We start from the raw sequence: 14,755 nt of genomic DNA, 5'->3' as shown, positions 1-14,755 counted from the left end.
GCTGACCGGACCGTCAAAAGCGATAAATCCGATATAGATACGCGACGAGGCAGCGCGACCGGCAACGCGGGGCGGGACAAACGGCGAGTCCCGTGGCAAAAAGGGCCGGAGGCGCGGGGCAAGACGGCGGGTCAGGCGGGCATCAGCCGGGCCGTGACCAGGTACGCCGCGGCCTCGACCCAAACTCCGTCGGGGCGGGTGCGGGCGGTGAACTCGGCCTCCATCTCCGCGCGCACGCGCGCGGCCACCTCCGGCCCGGCCGCGGCCACCAGGTCACGCACCTGGGAACTGCCGAAGGCGTACCCCATCACGTCGGGCACGTCGCTGCCCAGGCGGGCCGGTTCGCGCAGTGCATCCACCTGAACCTCGGCGAAACCGGCCTCGGCCAGCATCGCGGAGATCGCCCCCGGATCGGCGAAGGAGTCCCGGCTTATCGGGTCGGGCGCGAAGCCGTACCGCCTGAATGCCCGCAGCGGAATCGCAAAGATCTCGTTCGCCAGGGGGTCCTGCCAGCACAGGAAGGCCAGCCTGCCGGAGGCCCGCAGGGCCGTGCGCAGATTGCCGAAGGCGGCCACCGGATCGTCGAAGAACATCACCCCGAAACTGCTGACAATCAAGTCGTACGCCGCGGGCGGCAACGGATACGTCTGTGCGTCACCGCGCCGGAACTCCACGCCCGGCACCGAACGGCGGGCCACCTCGAGCAGCGGCTCCGAGACGTCCAGGCCGGTCACCGAGCCGGCGAGTGCGCGGGTCAGGTCGCCGCAGCCGCAGCCCACGTCGAGCACCACGTCGTCGGGGCGGCTCAGCGCCAGCAGGTGCGGGAGCAGCCGATGGCGGATCGCGGCGTGCCGCTCCCGCTCGGCGAGCCAGCGCTGCGCGGCCGGACCGTTCCACCGTTCGATCTCGGATCTGTTCGCGAGGGAGTCAGGCATCGAGCCGGTCCAGTTTGGCGCGGACTTCCAGGGCGTTCGGATGGTCGAGGTCGGTGAGGATGTCGAGAGCGTCCCGCCAGCACGCGCCGGCACCCCGCGGATCGGCGGCCAGCAGGTGGGCGTCGCCGAGGCGGGTCAGCGTGTCGGCCTCGTTGTACCGGTCGCCCACCTCGCGGAACACCGCGACCGCCTCCCGATAGCTCCGCATCCCGGCGTCGTGCGAGCCGCTGTGGCTGTACGCGTAGCCGAGACTGTCCAGGGTTTTCGCCTGGCCGAAGCGGCTGCCCATCCCACGGTAGACCTCGAGCGCCTCGGTGCAGTGCGCGATCGCCGCCGGGTAGTCGCCGAGCAGCGCCTGGTACCAGCCGACCGCGTTCAGCGCGATCGCCAGCCAGCGCGGCCGGTCCATCTCGCGCAGCATGCCGAGCATCAGCGTGGCGTGTTCCAGCGCCCGGTGCAGGTCGCCGCGCCGCCAATGCACCTGGGCCAGGATGCGGTGGGTGAAGGCCATCGAGAACGCGTCGCCGGCCGCCGCGGCCTGGTCGAGCGACGTCTGCAGCTGGTTCTCGGCCTCGTCGTACTTGCCGAGGACCAGGTAGGCGTGTGCCAGTCCGCGCCGGGCCCGCCCCCGCGCGTCCGGCAGGCCCATCCGGTCGGCGGCCTCGGAGGCGATCTCCCAGACCTCGATCAGGTCCTGGCGGTTGCCCCGGCGATGGATGTACGTGTCCAGGCACCACCCGAGCTGCCAGGCGTGGGTGTCGAACCCGGTGCGCGCGGCCTGCCGCAGCACACCCAGCAGGGCCCCGCGCTCGGCGGTGCACCAGTCGATGGCCTCCTGCGGCGTCGCGGGCCGCCCCGGCCGGACCCCCTCGGCGGGCTCCCCCATCGGCAACGGCATGGGTTCCCGGTCGGGGCTGAGCTGGCGGTCGCCGACATAGGCCGTGTGCACGTAGTGGTCGAAGAGGCGGTGACTCGCGGCCCGGCGGTCCGCTTCCGGCTCGGCGTCGGTCAACACCTCGACCGCGTACGCGCGCAGCAGGTCGTGGAACGTGTAGCGGCCGGCGACCCGCTCGGTGAGCAGGTTGGCGTCGAGCAACTCGGTGAGCAGGGTCGCGGCGTCCCGGCCGGCCAGGCTGGACGCGGTCGCGGCGTCCAGGTCGGGGCCGGGGTGCAGGCCGAGCAGCCGGAACAGCCGGGCCGCGGCCGGCGACAGCGCCGAGTACGACCAGGAGAACACCGCCCGGATCCGGCTGGCCGGGTCGCCGGCGTCCAGCGCGTCCAGCCGCCGCGCGGTGAGCTGGCTGGCGACCGAGGCCAGCGAGCCGGTGGTCTGCTGTGCCCGGGCCGCCGCGATGGCCAGCGCGAGCGGCAGGTGGGCGCACGCCGCGACGATGTCGCCGACCGCGTCCGGTTCGGCCTCGACCCGCTCCGGGCCCAGGCGCGACGCCAGCAGGTGCCGGGCCTCCTCGGCCGACAGCATGTCCAGCGCGAGCGGCCGGGCGGCGTGCGTGGCGACCAGCCCGCCGAGCTGGTTGCGGCTGGTCACCAGCGTGAACGCGGTGGCCGTGCCGGGCAGCAGCGGCCGCACCTGGTCGGCGTCCCGGGCGTTGTCGAGCAGGATCAGCACCCGCCGGCCGGCCAGCATGCTGCGGTACAGCGCGGTCTGCGCGTCGGCCTCGGCCGGCACCTTCTCGGGGGCGACGCCGAGCGCGTACAGGAAGCCGCGGACCGCCTCGCCGGGCGTGGTGATCTGGCCACCGTGGTCGAAGCCGCGCAGGTCGGCGTAGAGCTGTCCGTCCGGGAAGTGGTGCGCGACCCGGTGCGCCCAGTGCACCGCGAGGCTGGTCTTGCCGACGCCCGCGGTGCCCGAGACGGCCGTGATGATCACCGCGCTGGGCAGGTCGCCGAGCAGTCCGTCGAGTTCGGCCACCGCGGCGTCCCGGCCGGTGAAGCCGCGCACGCCGAGCGGCAGCTGAGCCGGCACCGGCGCGACCAGAGCCGGACCGACCAGAGCCGGTCCGGCCAGAGCCGGTCCGGCCGGCGGCTTGGCGGCTCCGGTCTGCTGCCGCAACACCCGCAGGTGGGCGTCCTGCAACTCGTCGCCCGGGTCGACGCCGAGCTCGTCGCCGAGCCTGCTGCGGATCCGGTCGTACAGGGCCAGCGCGGCGGCCTGCTCGCCGGTGGCCGCGAGCATCAGCATGAGCCGGGCCGCGAGCGCCTCGTGCAGCGGCTCGTCGTGGGCGAGTTCGCGCAGCCACTGCGCGGCCCGGGCGTACCCGTCCCGGTCGGCGGCCCGGTCGGCGAAGGCGAGCGCGGCGTCGATCCGCTGCCGGGTCAGGGCCACCGCCTCCGGATGGCTGCCGAGGACCGCCACGTCGGCGAGGACCGGACCGCGCCAGAGACCGAGCCCGTCCGCGTGCTGCTGGGCAGCCACCGCCTGGCGGAACGCGGCGGCGTCGGATTCCTCGTCGCGGAGCTGCAACTGATAGCCGTCGGCCGAGCGCACCACCCGGTCCGGCGGCCGGCCCGGGCCGCGGTCCGGCTCGATCAGCTGACGGAGCTGCGTCGCGTACACCTGCACCTGATTGGACGCGCTGAGCGGGGCGCCCTCGCCCCAGAGGACCGTGATGATCTCGTCGATCGGGACGGCGCGGCCGGCCTTGAGGGCCAGCAGGGCGAGCAGCGCCTTGAGTTTCGGCCGGGTGACGGCGACCGGGACGGCGCCGTTGCGCACCGACAGCGGGCCGAGGATGCCCACCGAGAAGCCGGCCGTGTCACCGGCGCCGACCGCGGTCAGCAGCGGCTGCGCGTCGGGCGGCGGCAGGTCGAGCGCGTTCACCAAGCGATGCACGGTGCGTGACTGCGGGCGGGCCACCCGGCCGGACTCCAGCTCGCGGACCGCGCGCACGCTGAGCCCGGAGCGCTGGGCAAGCTCGTCCTGGCTGAGCCCGGTCCGGATGCGGAGGCCACGCAGGATGGCACCGAACCCGCTTCCGGTCATCCGCAGCCCCTCATTTCCGCCTCATCGTGCGGAGAAGAACTGCCCGATTCTGCCGCCCCGGAGCCGCCGCCCGCTCGCCCGGACGAAGGTTAGCGCACCTGAACCACCCCGCGGACGCACGCGATCACGGGGTGTTGCGCGGCAAGTATTGGGCAAGCCCCGGTCCGTAGGGTTTGACCTCAGGAAACACGGTCGGGCTCGCGACGGGGGCGAGCCCGGCTCTTTCCCCGCTCCGGCGTGCCCGAGTAGACATCGATGAGCGTAAGTCCTAGACATCGATAGTAAGACTGCCTAATAATCCTGCCCCATGCGCCCCTCCCGTTCCCTCTTACTCTGCGTAGCCGTCGCGGTCGTCACCGCGGGCCTGGCTCTCGTCGCCCCATCCCCCGCCTCGGCCGCCGCCACCCCCACCCTGGCCGCCACCTTCGCCAAGGTCTCGACCTGGGGTTCCGGCTGGCAGGGCGAGTACACGATCACCAACGGCGGCTCGTCCGCCATCACCTCCTGGCGGGTCGAGTTCGACCTGCCGGCCGGTACCGCCGTCGGCTCGCACTGGAACGCGCTGCTCACCACGTCGGGACAGCACTTCACGTTCGCCAACCAGTCCTGGAACGGCACGATCGCCCCGGGTGCCAAGGTCAAAATCGGCTTTATCGGTACGGGATCAGGCAGCCCGGCGGGATGCAGACTCAACGGTGTGTCCTGCACCGGCGAGACCACCCACCCCGGCACCACCCCGGTGGCGATCAACGGCCAACTCGCGGTCTGCGGCCGGCAACTCTGCAACGCCCAGGGTAGGCCGATCCAGTTGCGCGGCATGAGCACGCACGGCATCCAGTGGTACGCGGACTGCGTGAACGACGCTTCGCTCGACGTCCTGGCCGGCGAGTGGAACGCCGACATCCTGCGGATCTCGATGTACATCCAGGAGGGTGGCTACGAGACCGACCCGGCCGGGTTCACCGCCAAGGTCAACGACTACATCGAGAAGGCCACCGCCCGGGGCCTGTACGCGATCGTCGACTGGCACATGCTCTCCCCCGGCGACCCCAACGCCAACCTGGACCGCGCCCGCACCTTCTTCCAGCAGATCGCCTCCCGCCACAAGGACAAAACCAATGTCCTGTACGAGATCGCCAACGAGCCGAGCGGCGTGCACTGGGATTCCATCAGGTCGTACGCGGACCAGATCATCCCGGTGATCCGCGCCGAGGACCCGGAGGCCGTCGTGCTGGTCGGCACCGAGGACTGGTCGTCGCTGGGCGCCTCGGGTGACGGCCAGGGCGTCGCGCGCATCCTGGCCAACCCGGTCCGCGCCGGCAACGTGATGTACACGTTCCACTTCTACGCCGCGTCGCACGACGACTGGTACCTGGACACGTTCACCGACGCCGTCGCGAAGCTGCCGATGTTCGTCACCGAGTTCGGCACCCAGGAGTACAGCGGCGACGGCCCCGACAACTTCGACCGGGCCCAGCAGTACCTCGACCTGATGGCACAGCACCGGGTGAGCTGGACGAACTGGAACTTCTCCGACGACTTCCGCTCCGGCGCGGTCTTCACCGAGGGCACCTGCGCGGCCGGTGCCTACACCGGCACCGCGAACCTCAAGCCGGCCGGCGCCTGGATCCGCGACCGGATCCGTACGCCCGACGATTTCTGATCCGCCCGTTCTGGTCCCCTCGGCCGGCCACGCCCCCCGTGGGCGTGGCCGGCCGCTACCCGTCACGGCCGGCGGCGACCGTGCGATTTATCCGCTCGACGGGCGAGGTGGCACGCGCCGTCGCCGGCGCGCCCGGTCCGCACAGGACCGCCATGGTTCCGGTGGCCCGGAGCACCCGGCCGGGTGAACCGTGGACGTTGACCAGCCGGAGGGTGCGGCCCAGGTCTGCGGCCCGGCGCCGCTCGGCAAGCAGCACGTGCACGACCGAAGCGTCGATGAAGGTGAGCCGCCCGCAGTCGATGAGGACGGTGGTCCAGCCATCGGCCAGGGCGGTCCGGACCGCGTCGGCGAGCAGATGCCGGTTGTCCCGGTCGAACTCGCCGCCCGGCTGCACCCGCGTGGTGCGGGCCCCGGAAGTCACCAGCGAGAAGGCGTCGTCGGATGGAGGAGCGCCACTCATTCCTGAATCCTGTTGTCCGCTGACCGAAACCACAAGGCCGGAAAACGAAATGGAGAGGTGGGGATTACACGGATAACGAAGCGTCGGCGAGCCTCCCAGCGAAGTGGGCCGCGACCAGGCAAGATCTTGGAGTGCTACCGGACGAGGACCTCGACACGCCGATTCTGAACGAGCGACAGCGCCAGATCCTCACGGTCATCCAGAAGTGGGCCCTCCGGTACGGCTATTCACCCTCCACTCGCGAGATCGCCGACGCGATCGGCGTCGCCTCGTCCTCCACCGTGAGCCGGCATCTGCGTACCCTCGAAGATCTGGGGCTTCTGCGCCGTGGCCGGTCGACCCGGCCGATCGACGTCCGCATGTTCCTCCAGCCGGCCGAGCGGCGCCCCGAACAGGTGACCGTCGGCGTGCCGGTGCTCGGCGACATCGCGGCCGGCTCGCCGATCCCGGCCCAGGAGCACGCCGACGAGGTGCTGCCGCTCCCCCGCGACCTGGTCGGCCGGGGCACGCTGTTCGGCCTGCGGGTACGCGGCGACTCGATGATCGACGCGGCCATCTGCGACGGCGACATCGTGGTGGTCAAGCAGCAGCAGGAGGCCTACAACGGCGACATCGTGGCCGCCATGATCGACGACGAGGCGACGGTCAAGGTCTACCGGCGCACCCGGGGCCACGTCGTGCTCGAGCCGCGCAACCCGAGGTACGACACCATCGACGGCGACCGGGCCGTGGTGCTCGGCAAGGTCGTCTCGGTGCTGCGCCGTACCTAGCCCATCGTCACCCGGTAGATCGCGCCGGCGTAGTCGTCGCTGACGTACAGCGCCCGGTCCGGACCCTGCACCGCCATGACCGGCCGTCCCCAGCGTGACCCGTCGGCCAGCTGGAAGCCGGACAGCAGCGTCTGCTGCGGGCCGAGCGTGCCGTCCCGCCAGGCGAAGAACGACACCTCCGGGGGACGCGGCGGCTTGCGGTTCCACGAGCCGTGGATGCCGACCAGCGCGCCCGGGCCGTAGGTGCCGCCGATGCCCGGCGCGGCCACGAAGGACAGGCCCAGCGGCGCCGAGTGCGCGCCCATGCCCTGCTCGACCGGCTTGAGCGCGGCGCAGTCCAGCTTGCTGCCGTCCGCGTTCATCTGCTGGTCGCGCACGTACGGGCGGTTGGCGTAGTCGAGTGGCGAATCCTTCTCGCCGGGCTGCACGTCCGGGTCCGGGTTGCAGTACGGCCAGCCCAGGTCGTCGCCCTCTTGCACGCGCGCGAGCTGCTCGAGCGGGTGGTCGTTCACGTACGGCATCATCACGTCGTTGCGGTCGACGCTGCCGTCGCCGTCGTAGTCGCGGTCGAACGGGTAGGCGATGTTGTCCCGGTGGTTGACCGCGGTCCACACCGCACCGTCCGGGTCGAGCGCCAGCCCGGTGCCGTTGCGCACGCCCCGGGCGTAGACGGCCGGCTCGCCGCCGCCCGGCGGCACCCGCAGGATCGAGGCCCGCTCCGGGTCGGCGTCGCGGTCCTCGGCCGACACGTTGCCGGTCGAGCCGATCGAGAAGTAGACGGCGCCGTCCTGGCCCACGGCCACACTCTTCAAGGCATGGGCGTACGCACCACGAAGCTCGGCGCTTTTCTCGTCCGGCAGGCCGTCGGCCACCACCCGCTTGCCGGACAGCTGGCCGGACCGGTAGGTGAAGCTGTCGACCTGGTCGCTCTCGGCCACGTAGAGCGTGTCGCCGGCGAAGGCCAGCCCGTGCGGCTGGTTAAGCCCGGAAATCAGCGTGCGCTCGGCCGGCCGCGCGTCGCCCCGCGCCGGGGTGAGCTCGACGATGTCGCCCTCCTTGGGCCGCGACACCAGCAACGTGCCGTCCGGTGTCCAGGCCAGCAGCCGGGCGCTGGGCACCCGGGCCCAGACCGTGACCTGCCAGCCGGCCGGGGCCTGCACCTGCCGTTCCTGGTCGAACGGGAAGTCGCCGGTGCCGTCCAGCGGCCGGACCGTCGTGGCGGTCAGCCCCTCCGGCACGGTGACCGCGGGCGGCGGCCCGACCGGCTCCTCGGCGGAACACGCCACCAGGGCGAACGTCATGCTTGCGGCCACCACCGCGCGCGCGATCGTCGTCATCGCTGAACTTTACCCAGGGTCAGGCGGGGTGCAGCGCGGTGCCCTCGGCCAGGTCGTACGAGACGGTCAGCACCCGGTCGGCCTGGAGATAGATGGCGAGGTCGCCGGCCACGTCGGCGAGGCTGGCGACCGGGGTGACCGCGATCGCCAGGGCGCCGGCCTCCATGTGCTCGGTGAGCAGCAGCGCGTCCTTGCCGAGCAGTTCCGGGTGGTCGGTGACCCGGATCGCGACCACGCTGTGCCGGGGCAGCCGCGCCCGCAGCCCGGCGGCCAGCCCTTCCGGGGTGAGTCCCGGGCCGTCGCCGGCCCCGTACACGATCACCACCTCGTCGCTGGTGGCCAGTTCGGCCAGGCCGGCCACCACAGCGGCGGCGCCCACCCGGGTGTCCGGCTCGGCGAGCACGGCCACGGTGGTCGCGGTCGGGCTCGGGTCGGGGCGGAAACCCACCGGCAGGCCCAGTCCTACGTAGAGGCCGCGGGTGTGCACGTACAGCCCGGCGGCCAGCAGCACCGCGCCGAGCAGGGTCCACGCGGTGAGGAACGAGCCGGTCACCCGAAAGAGACCGGCGAGCAGCAGCGCCGGGAAGATCGCACCGAGCGCTCCCGCCGCGCCGGTCACCCCCAGCACGGCGCCGACGTTGTACGGCCGGGCCGCCTTGCCGATCAGCGCGAGCAGGGCGCCACCGGCCACGCCGTCGCAGACCGCGATCCCGGCGATCACCGGCCACCACTGCGGCGCCAGCCCGACGGCCACGCAGAGCGCGGCGGCGCCGCCGTAGCAGAAAACGAGCAGCCGCGCGGTCGGCCGCCGGTCGGTGCACCAGCCACCGGCCAGCCGGGCGACCGCGGCCGTCATCACCAGCGACCCGGTGACCACGAGCGCGTCGAACCAGCTGAGGTGCTGCGCCGACACCAGATAGACCGGCAGGAAGAGCCCGATCGAAACCATGCCGCTGAGCGCAACCACGTAGAGCAGCGTGACGGACGAGGTGGCGGCGAGCCGGACCAGCGCGGCACACTCACGCAGCGCCGAGCCGGAGCGGTCGGCGTCGCCGAACTTCACCCCGCGGGCACGGCCCATGGCGGCGGCCACCGCGGCCGCCTCGTCCCCTTCGCGTGCTTCTTCCCCGCGCGCCTCTTCCCCGCGCGTCTCTTCCCCGCCCGGGCGGCCCATTGCGGCGGCCGCGGCGGCGAAGGCCATCAGCAGGCCGCCCAGCACGATGGCGGCCACCCGGCCCTCGCGGTCGAGGAACCAGGAGACGGCCGAGAGCGCCACCGCCAGGGCCACGCCCAGGCCGTAGACGCCGAGCAGCCGCCCGCGCCGGCCGTAGGGTGCCAGCCGGGCGACGAAGGCCGCACCCACCACGAAGGCCGAACTGGACGCGCCCGCCGCGGTGCCGGCCACGACGACGGCCGGCAATGACTCGGCCAGGCCCAGGGCGATCACGGAGACCGCGCCGAGCAGGCTGACGGCCGGGAACATCACGCGGGCGCCGTAGCGGTCGGTGAGCACGCCGGCCGGGAGCCGGGCCACCGCCGCCACCAGGACCGGCAGGATGATCAGGAGGAGGTACGCGCGCGGGCCGGCGTGGAAGCGCGCGTGCAGGTGCGGACCGAGCAGGATCGAGGCCCGCAGGTTCAACCCCAGCCCGACGGTGACGAGCGCGAGTGCCGCGCCCGTCCGCGGCAAGGCCTTTCCGGGGAAGGTCATCTCACCCCACCGATCCGTGGCAGTCACTCTCCATGAAAGCAGCCGGAGGGTCGTACCTCGAAGCCGGGCCACTCAATGGTGAGCGCACGCCACGGTGATCAGGAGGGGGATGACACGTTCCGCCGGAATTGCGTACCGGGCCCGGCCGGTGGTCCGCAGCCAGCCGGCCGCCACCAGCTGCCGCAGGTGGTGGTAGAGCTGCCCGGTGCTCTCGATGCCCTCGATCGACTGGAGCTCGGCGGCCGAGCGGGTGCCGCGCAGCACCTCGCGCAGAATCAGCAGCCGGGCCGGGTGGGCGAGCGCCGCGAGGGTGGCGGCCTGCAGCGTCCAGTCGGCCTCCAGGAGGCCCTCGGCCGGGAGAGTCTGCTGCCACTCGTACCGCTCCCCGGTGGGCAGGCCGACCAGTCCGGTGAACAGCACGGCGCCCGGGTCCTCGGCCAGCGTCTCCAGGTGCCGCAGCGCCCAGAACTGGCCCTGTCCCGGCGGCGGCTCGGGTGCCGCCGCGGCCCCCTCCAGCGCGGCCAGCCGCTCCTCGATGCGGGCCAGCCGATCTTCCTGCGTTTGGCGCACGGCGCATCCCTCGTTATGTTGGAAGTACGTAATTTCGAAATCTTAGCGTTGTCTCGTTCTGGAGGGGAGAGGGTCATGGGCCGCCTCGTTGCCCGCATCCGGCTGCCGCTGCTCGTCGCCACCCTGCTGGTCGTGGTTACCGCGCCCTGGACCGGGTTGCCGCTGCCGTGGTGGGCGGGCTTCCTCGCGATCACCGCCGCGGTCGTGGTCTACGGCTTCGTCGGCCGGGTCGACACCGAACCCGTGCCGGTCGGCCCGCCGGTCCGCGGACCGTGGCGCGCGCTCAACAGCCCCGCCAGCCGGGTGCCCAGCCACGGCACGCACGCTTACGGTCAGACGTACGCCATAGATCTTGTCTTTGATCCTCCCGGCCGTGCTCGACCGGGCTTCGGCTGGCAGCCGCTGACGCGACCCGCGGGCGACTTCCCCGCCTTCGGCCAGCCGGTGCTGTCCGCCACGCCCGGCCGCGTGCTGCGGGTGCGGCAGGGCCAGCGCGACCATCGGAGCCGCACGTCCTGGCCGGCACTGCTGTACATGCTGGCCGAGGGCATGATCCGCGAGATACTCGGCGCCGGCCGGGTGGTCGGCAACCACATCGTGATCGACATGGGCGAGGGCCGGTACGCCCTGTATGCCCACCTGAAGCGCGGCAGTGCGTCGGTCCGCCCCGGCGACCGGGTGGAGACCGGCCAGCAGATCGCGGAATGTGGCAACTCCGGCAATTCGAGCGAGCCGCACCTGCACTTCCAGGTGATGGACCGGTCGTGGCCGAGTTTCGCGGCCGGGCTGCCGTTCGTCTGGCCCGCCGGTCCCCCGCCGAAGAACGGCGGCCTGCTGACGGAGGTGCACGAGCTCCGCCCCGATCCGGTGGAGTGACCCGGCCGACGAGAGCCGCCGCGCGACACCGCGATGCTATTCCCCGGGTGCCACCAAGCCGTTCTCGTACGCGTAGACCACCGCCTGCACGCGGTCGCGCAGGTCGAGCTTCATCAGCACCCGGCTCACGTGGGTCTTGACGGTCGCGTCGGAGAGGTGCAGTTCGCCGGCCATCTCGGCATTGCTCAGGCCACGGGCTATCAGGCGCAAGACCTCCAGCTCGCGCTCGGTCAGCTTCGCCGTGGCCCGGGCCTCGGCGGCGGCGGGCGGTGGCACCCGCAGGAACCTGGTGATCAGGCGGCGGGTGACCACGGGGGCCAGCAGCGCCTCGCCGGCCGCCACCGTGCGCACCGCCTCGGCCAGTTGGCCCGGCGGCGCGTCCTTGAGCAGGAAACCGGCCGCGCCGGCGCGCAGCGCGTCGTACACGTACTCGTCCAGGTCGAACGTGGTCAGCATCAGCACGCGCGGGGCGTCGTCGCGGCGGCGGATGCGCCGGGTGGCCTCGATGCCGTCCAGGACCGGCATCCGGATGTCCATGACCACCACGTCGGGCGACAGCTGCGCGGCCAGGTCGACCGCCTCGGCGCCGTCGGTGGCCTCGCCGACGATCGTGAGGTCGGGCTGGGCGCCCAGCATGCCGGACAGGCCGGAGCGGATGAGCGCGTGATCGTCAGCGACCAGCACGGTGATCATGTGGTTCCTCTCGGGAGTTTGGCGCGTACGGCGAAACCGTCGCCCTCCGGTGCGGCGCTGACCGTGCCCCCGTACAGCCTCGCCCGCTCGCGCATGCCGACCAGGCCGCGCCCGCTGCCCGCCGTCTCGGCGCCGCGCCGGGTGCCGGCGCCGTTGCGTACCGCTATCTCTATGCTCCGGTTGGCGTAGCCGATCTTGACGGTTGTCTCGGCCTCGCCCGCGTGCCGGCGGACGTTGGTCAGCGCCTCCTGCACGATCCGGTAGCCGGCCAGGCCGACGCCGGCCGGCACCTCGCCGCGGTCGCCGTCGATGGTCAGCGTGACCGGCAGGCCCGCCGCGCGCACCTCGGCGATCAGGTCGGCGATCCGTTCCAGGGTGGGCTGCGGGGTCAGCGACGCCTCCTCGTCCGCGGCCTCCCGGCGCACGTGCAGGACGTGCCGCATCTCGGTCAGCGCCTCGCGGGCGGTCCGGCGGGCGGCCGCCACGTGCTGGCGGGCCTGGTCGGGGTTCAGCGCGATCAGTTCCTCGGCGGCGCCGGTCTGCACCGCGACGATCGACAGCGAGTGGGCCACCACGTCGTGCAGTTCGCGGGCGATGCGGTCCCGTTCGGCGGTCACCGCCTCGGCCGCGGCCCGGGCCGAATCCCGGCGGGCCGCCGCCGTCTGCGCTGCTCTGATGCGTACCAGATAACCCCCGGTCCAGGCGCCGGCGATGAAGAACGTCAGGATCAGCACCTGGCCGACGGTCGGGTCGGGGTAGTAACCCAGCGGGTAGAGCGCCAGCATCGCGCCGAGCGTGAGCACGCCGCCGGCCCCCGCCACCACGACGTGCCGCGCGTACAGGGCCACCGAGACCACCGCGACCAGCAGGCTCGGGAACGGAAAGGTGCTCTCCTCGACCCCGTCCAAGGCAAAAACACGGAGCATGAGTACGGCGACGAGCGCGCACACCGCCAGCAGCGGCCGTTGCCGCCGCACCAGCAGGGGCACCGTGACCCCGGCGGCGAACGCGAGCCGCTGTGCCAGGCTGCCCGGGCCGGTGGCCGCGAACGCCTCGACGACGGCCCACGCGAACAGGCCCGCGGTCAGCGCCAGGTCGATCGGCGGGGGCCGACGCGGGACGCTGACCAGCGTATTCAGTGCGGCATCCACGGGATGGAACCCTATGATCCGCGGGTTGGCGGACGCGTCATCCTTAGGTCGCGATCATGTACGCCGCGCGGAGTACATCCCGGCGACCAGCGGCCGACGACGCTCTGACCTGCACGTTCGTAGATTCCTCGGCATGCAGAAAACAACCTCTCCGGCCGGCTGGGCCGGTCTTGCGGGCGGCGTCGCGTCCGCCGTCGTCGGCGCCATCCAGGCGGTACGCGTCGAGGACTTCGACCCCGTCGTCAACCGCACCGAACACGTCATGCTCGGGCTGTTCGCCGTCGCGCTGGTGCTCTGGATACCCGCGTACCTGAAACTGGGCCGGCTCACCGGCACCCGCGCCGGCTGGATCGGCGGCTGCCTGGCCGCGTTCGGCTGCGCCCTGCTCGCCTTCGGCAGCACCTCCACCAACCTGCACGACCAGGACTACGCCTGGTTCAGCGTGGTGGCCGTCCCGGCGAACGCGGCCTGGCTGATCGGCTCGCTGATCCTGGCCGTGGTGTGCTGGCGCCGGCGGGTGCTGCCGCGCTGGCTGGCGGTCGGCCTGGCGCTGGTCTGGGTCACCTCGATCATCCTGTCCCAGGCGGGCGGCAACCTGGTGGCCGGCCTGATCTGGGGCATCGTCGGGTGGCTGATGATCGTCCGCGACCGGGAGCCGGCGGCGGCGGCCGATGACGACGCCCGTTCAGTGCGGCAGGGGTAGCACGCTCGCGGTGCTGTCCGTGCCGCTGGCCCAGGCCGCCGGCAAACTCAGCGGCCCGCACATCGTCGCGGTGGCTGCGGCGCTCGGCACCGCGTTCTGCTGGTTCGACGCGGCCGCCTGGGGCGCGCTCACCCGGGTGGCCGGCCGCGACCGGCTCACCGCGGCGAACAGCCTGATCTGGGCCACCGCCACGGTCACCGGCATCGCGGTGCCGGCCCTCGCCGGGGTGGCCGCGACGGTCTGGGACCCGGGCGTCGTGCTGGTCGCGGACGCGCTGAGCTACCTGGTCTCGGTCGCGCTGCTGTACCGGATCGGCACCGCGCTGGAACCGGACGGCCGCGGCCACCCCGGTCCGGGCCCGGAACGCCGGTCGCTGCGGCACGACATCGTGGGCGGGCTGTCGTACCTGTGGCGCCAGCCGGTCATCCGCACGCTGAGCCTGACCGGGTTCGCGCTGTCGACCACGGCCGGCGGCGCGTTGGGGCTACTGGTGGTGCACGCCCGGGAACAACTCGGTCTGAGCGCCGGGGACCAGCGGATCGGCCTGCTCTACGCGGGCGCCGCGGTGGGTGCGTTCCTGTCCGCGCTGGCCCTGCCGGTGGCGGTGCGCACGCTGGGGGTCGGTCCGCTGTCGATGGCGGGTTACCTGATGTTCGGGCTGTCGGTGCTGGCGCTGGCGGGCGTGCGGGAGGTCGGGCCGGCGCTGGCGCTGTGGGCGGCGGGCAACTTCGCCAGCGCCATGGTCATCACCAACGGCATCACGGTGCGCCAGCAACTCACCCCCGACGACCTCCAGGGCCGGGTGAACACCACCGGCCGGATGATTGCCTGGGGCGGTACGCCGGTGGGCGCGGCCCTCGTGGTGCTGGCGCTCTAGCCGGTGCG

General features: G+C 72.7%; 13 protein-coding genes. 5 read left to right on the top strand and 8 right to left on the bottom strand.

Annotated features, from left to right (window positions below):
• Window positions 1-131: 131 nt before the first annotated feature.
• Both Ari01nite_RS25310 and Ari01nite_RS25305 read right to left on the bottom strand, forming a co-directional pair.
• The gene (locus tag Ari01nite_RS25310) at window positions 132-935 is read right to left on the bottom strand and encodes a class I SAM-dependent methyltransferase (protein ID WP_203784649.1); all 804 of its coding nucleotides are present in this window, start codon (window positions 933-935) and stop codon (window positions 132-134) included.
• A complete protein-coding gene (locus tag Ari01nite_RS25305) occupies window positions 928-3,936 on the bottom strand; it encodes a BTAD domain-containing putative transcriptional regulator (RefSeq protein ID WP_203784648.1) in 3,009 nt (1,002 codons plus the stop codon). The genes Ari01nite_RS25310 and Ari01nite_RS25305 overlap by 8 nt, the downstream gene beginning before the upstream one ends.
• A 307-nt stretch (window positions 3,937-4,243) precedes the next feature.
• On the opposite strand from Ari01nite_RS25305, the gene Ari01nite_RS25300 reads away from it, so the two are divergent.
• Window positions 4,244-5,599, top strand: coding sequence for a cellulase family glycosylhydrolase (locus tag Ari01nite_RS25300; RefSeq protein WP_203784647.1), 1,356 nt, complete (start codon window positions 4,244-4,246; stop codon window positions 5,597-5,599).
• Window positions 5,600-5,654: 55 nt separating this feature from the next.
• Here the strand turns inward: Ari01nite_RS25300 and Ari01nite_RS25295 are convergent, their stop codons facing one another.
• Window positions 5,655-6,059 carry an STAS domain-containing protein gene (locus tag Ari01nite_RS25295; protein ID WP_203784646.1) on the bottom strand — a complete coding sequence of 135 codons (405 nt, stop codon included), beginning with the start codon at window positions 6,057-6,059 and terminating at the stop codon, window positions 5,655-5,657.
• Window positions 6,060-6,190: 131 nt separating this feature from the next.
• On the opposite strand from Ari01nite_RS25295, the gene lexA reads away from it, so the two are divergent.
• The gene (gene lexA, locus Ari01nite_RS25290; protein ID WP_203784645.1) at window positions 6,191-6,829 is read left to right on the top strand and encodes a transcriptional repressor LexA; all 639 of its coding nucleotides are present in this window, start codon (window positions 6,191-6,193) and stop codon (window positions 6,827-6,829) included.
• Here lexA and Ari01nite_RS25285 read toward each other — a convergent pair.
• The 3 genes from Ari01nite_RS25285 to Ari01nite_RS25275 all read right to left on the bottom strand — a co-directional run bounded on the left by Ari01nite_RS25285 (window position 6,826) and on the right by Ari01nite_RS25275 (window position 10,447).
• Window positions 6,826-8,166 (bottom strand): PQQ-dependent sugar dehydrogenase, encoded by a 1,341-nt coding sequence (locus Ari01nite_RS25285; protein WP_203784644.1) that lies wholly within the window; start codon window positions 8,164-8,166, stop codon window positions 6,826-6,828. The genes lexA and Ari01nite_RS25285 overlap by 4 nt on opposite strands.
• Before the next feature lie 19 nt (window positions 8,167-8,185).
• A complete protein-coding gene (locus Ari01nite_RS25280; protein WP_203784643.1) occupies window positions 8,186-9,877 on the bottom strand; it encodes an MFS transporter in 1,692 nt (563 codons plus the stop codon).
• Window positions 9,878-9,949: 72 nt separating this feature from the next.
• Entirely contained in the window at window positions 9,950-10,447 is a 498-nt protein-coding gene (locus Ari01nite_RS25275) for a winged helix-turn-helix domain-containing protein (protein ID WP_203784642.1), read from the bottom strand.
• Between the two features lie 75 nt (window positions 10,448-10,522).
• On the opposite strand from Ari01nite_RS25275, the gene Ari01nite_RS25270 reads away from it, so the two are divergent.
• A complete protein-coding gene (locus Ari01nite_RS25270; RefSeq protein ID WP_203784641.1) occupies window positions 10,523-11,323 on the top strand; it encodes a M23 family metallopeptidase in 801 nt (266 codons plus the stop codon).
• 36 nt (window positions 11,324-11,359) lie between these two features.
• On the opposite strand, the gene Ari01nite_RS25265 is transcribed toward Ari01nite_RS25270, so the two are convergent.
• Complete coding sequence (locus Ari01nite_RS25265) at window positions 11,360-12,016, bottom strand: response regulator (protein WP_203784640.1); 657 nt, start codon at window positions 12,014-12,016, stop codon at window positions 11,360-11,362.
• Complete coding sequence (locus Ari01nite_RS25260; protein ID WP_203784639.1) at window positions 12,013-13,167, bottom strand: sensor histidine kinase; 1,155 nt, start codon at window positions 13,165-13,167, stop codon at window positions 12,013-12,015. The genes Ari01nite_RS25265 and Ari01nite_RS25260 overlap by 4 nt, the downstream gene beginning before the upstream one ends.
• 133 nt (window positions 13,168-13,300) lie before the next feature.
• Between Ari01nite_RS25260 and Ari01nite_RS25255 the strand changes: the two genes are divergently transcribed.
• Together Ari01nite_RS25255 and Ari01nite_RS25250 are read left to right on the top strand one after the other, a co-directional pair.
• On the top strand, window positions 13,301-13,870 hold the full coding sequence (locus Ari01nite_RS25255; RefSeq protein ID WP_203784638.1) for a hypothetical protein: 570 nt from the start codon (window positions 13,301-13,303) through the stop codon (window positions 13,868-13,870).
• Window positions 13,839-14,747, top strand: coding sequence for an MFS transporter (locus Ari01nite_RS25250; protein WP_203784637.1), 909 nt, complete (start codon window positions 13,839-13,841; stop codon window positions 14,745-14,747). Before Ari01nite_RS25255 ends, Ari01nite_RS25250 begins: the two co-directional genes overlap by 32 nt.
• Window positions 14,748-14,755 lie beyond the last annotated feature (8 nt).

The sequence above is a fragment of the Paractinoplanes rishiriensis genome (assembly GCF_016862375.1).
Taxonomy (GTDB): domain Bacteria; phylum Actinomycetota; class Actinomycetes; order Mycobacteriales; family Micromonosporaceae; genus Actinoplanes; species Actinoplanes rishiriensis.
The sequence above is the reverse complement of the archived record's forward strand: the minus strand, read 5'-3'. Positions and strand labels throughout refer to the sequence as shown.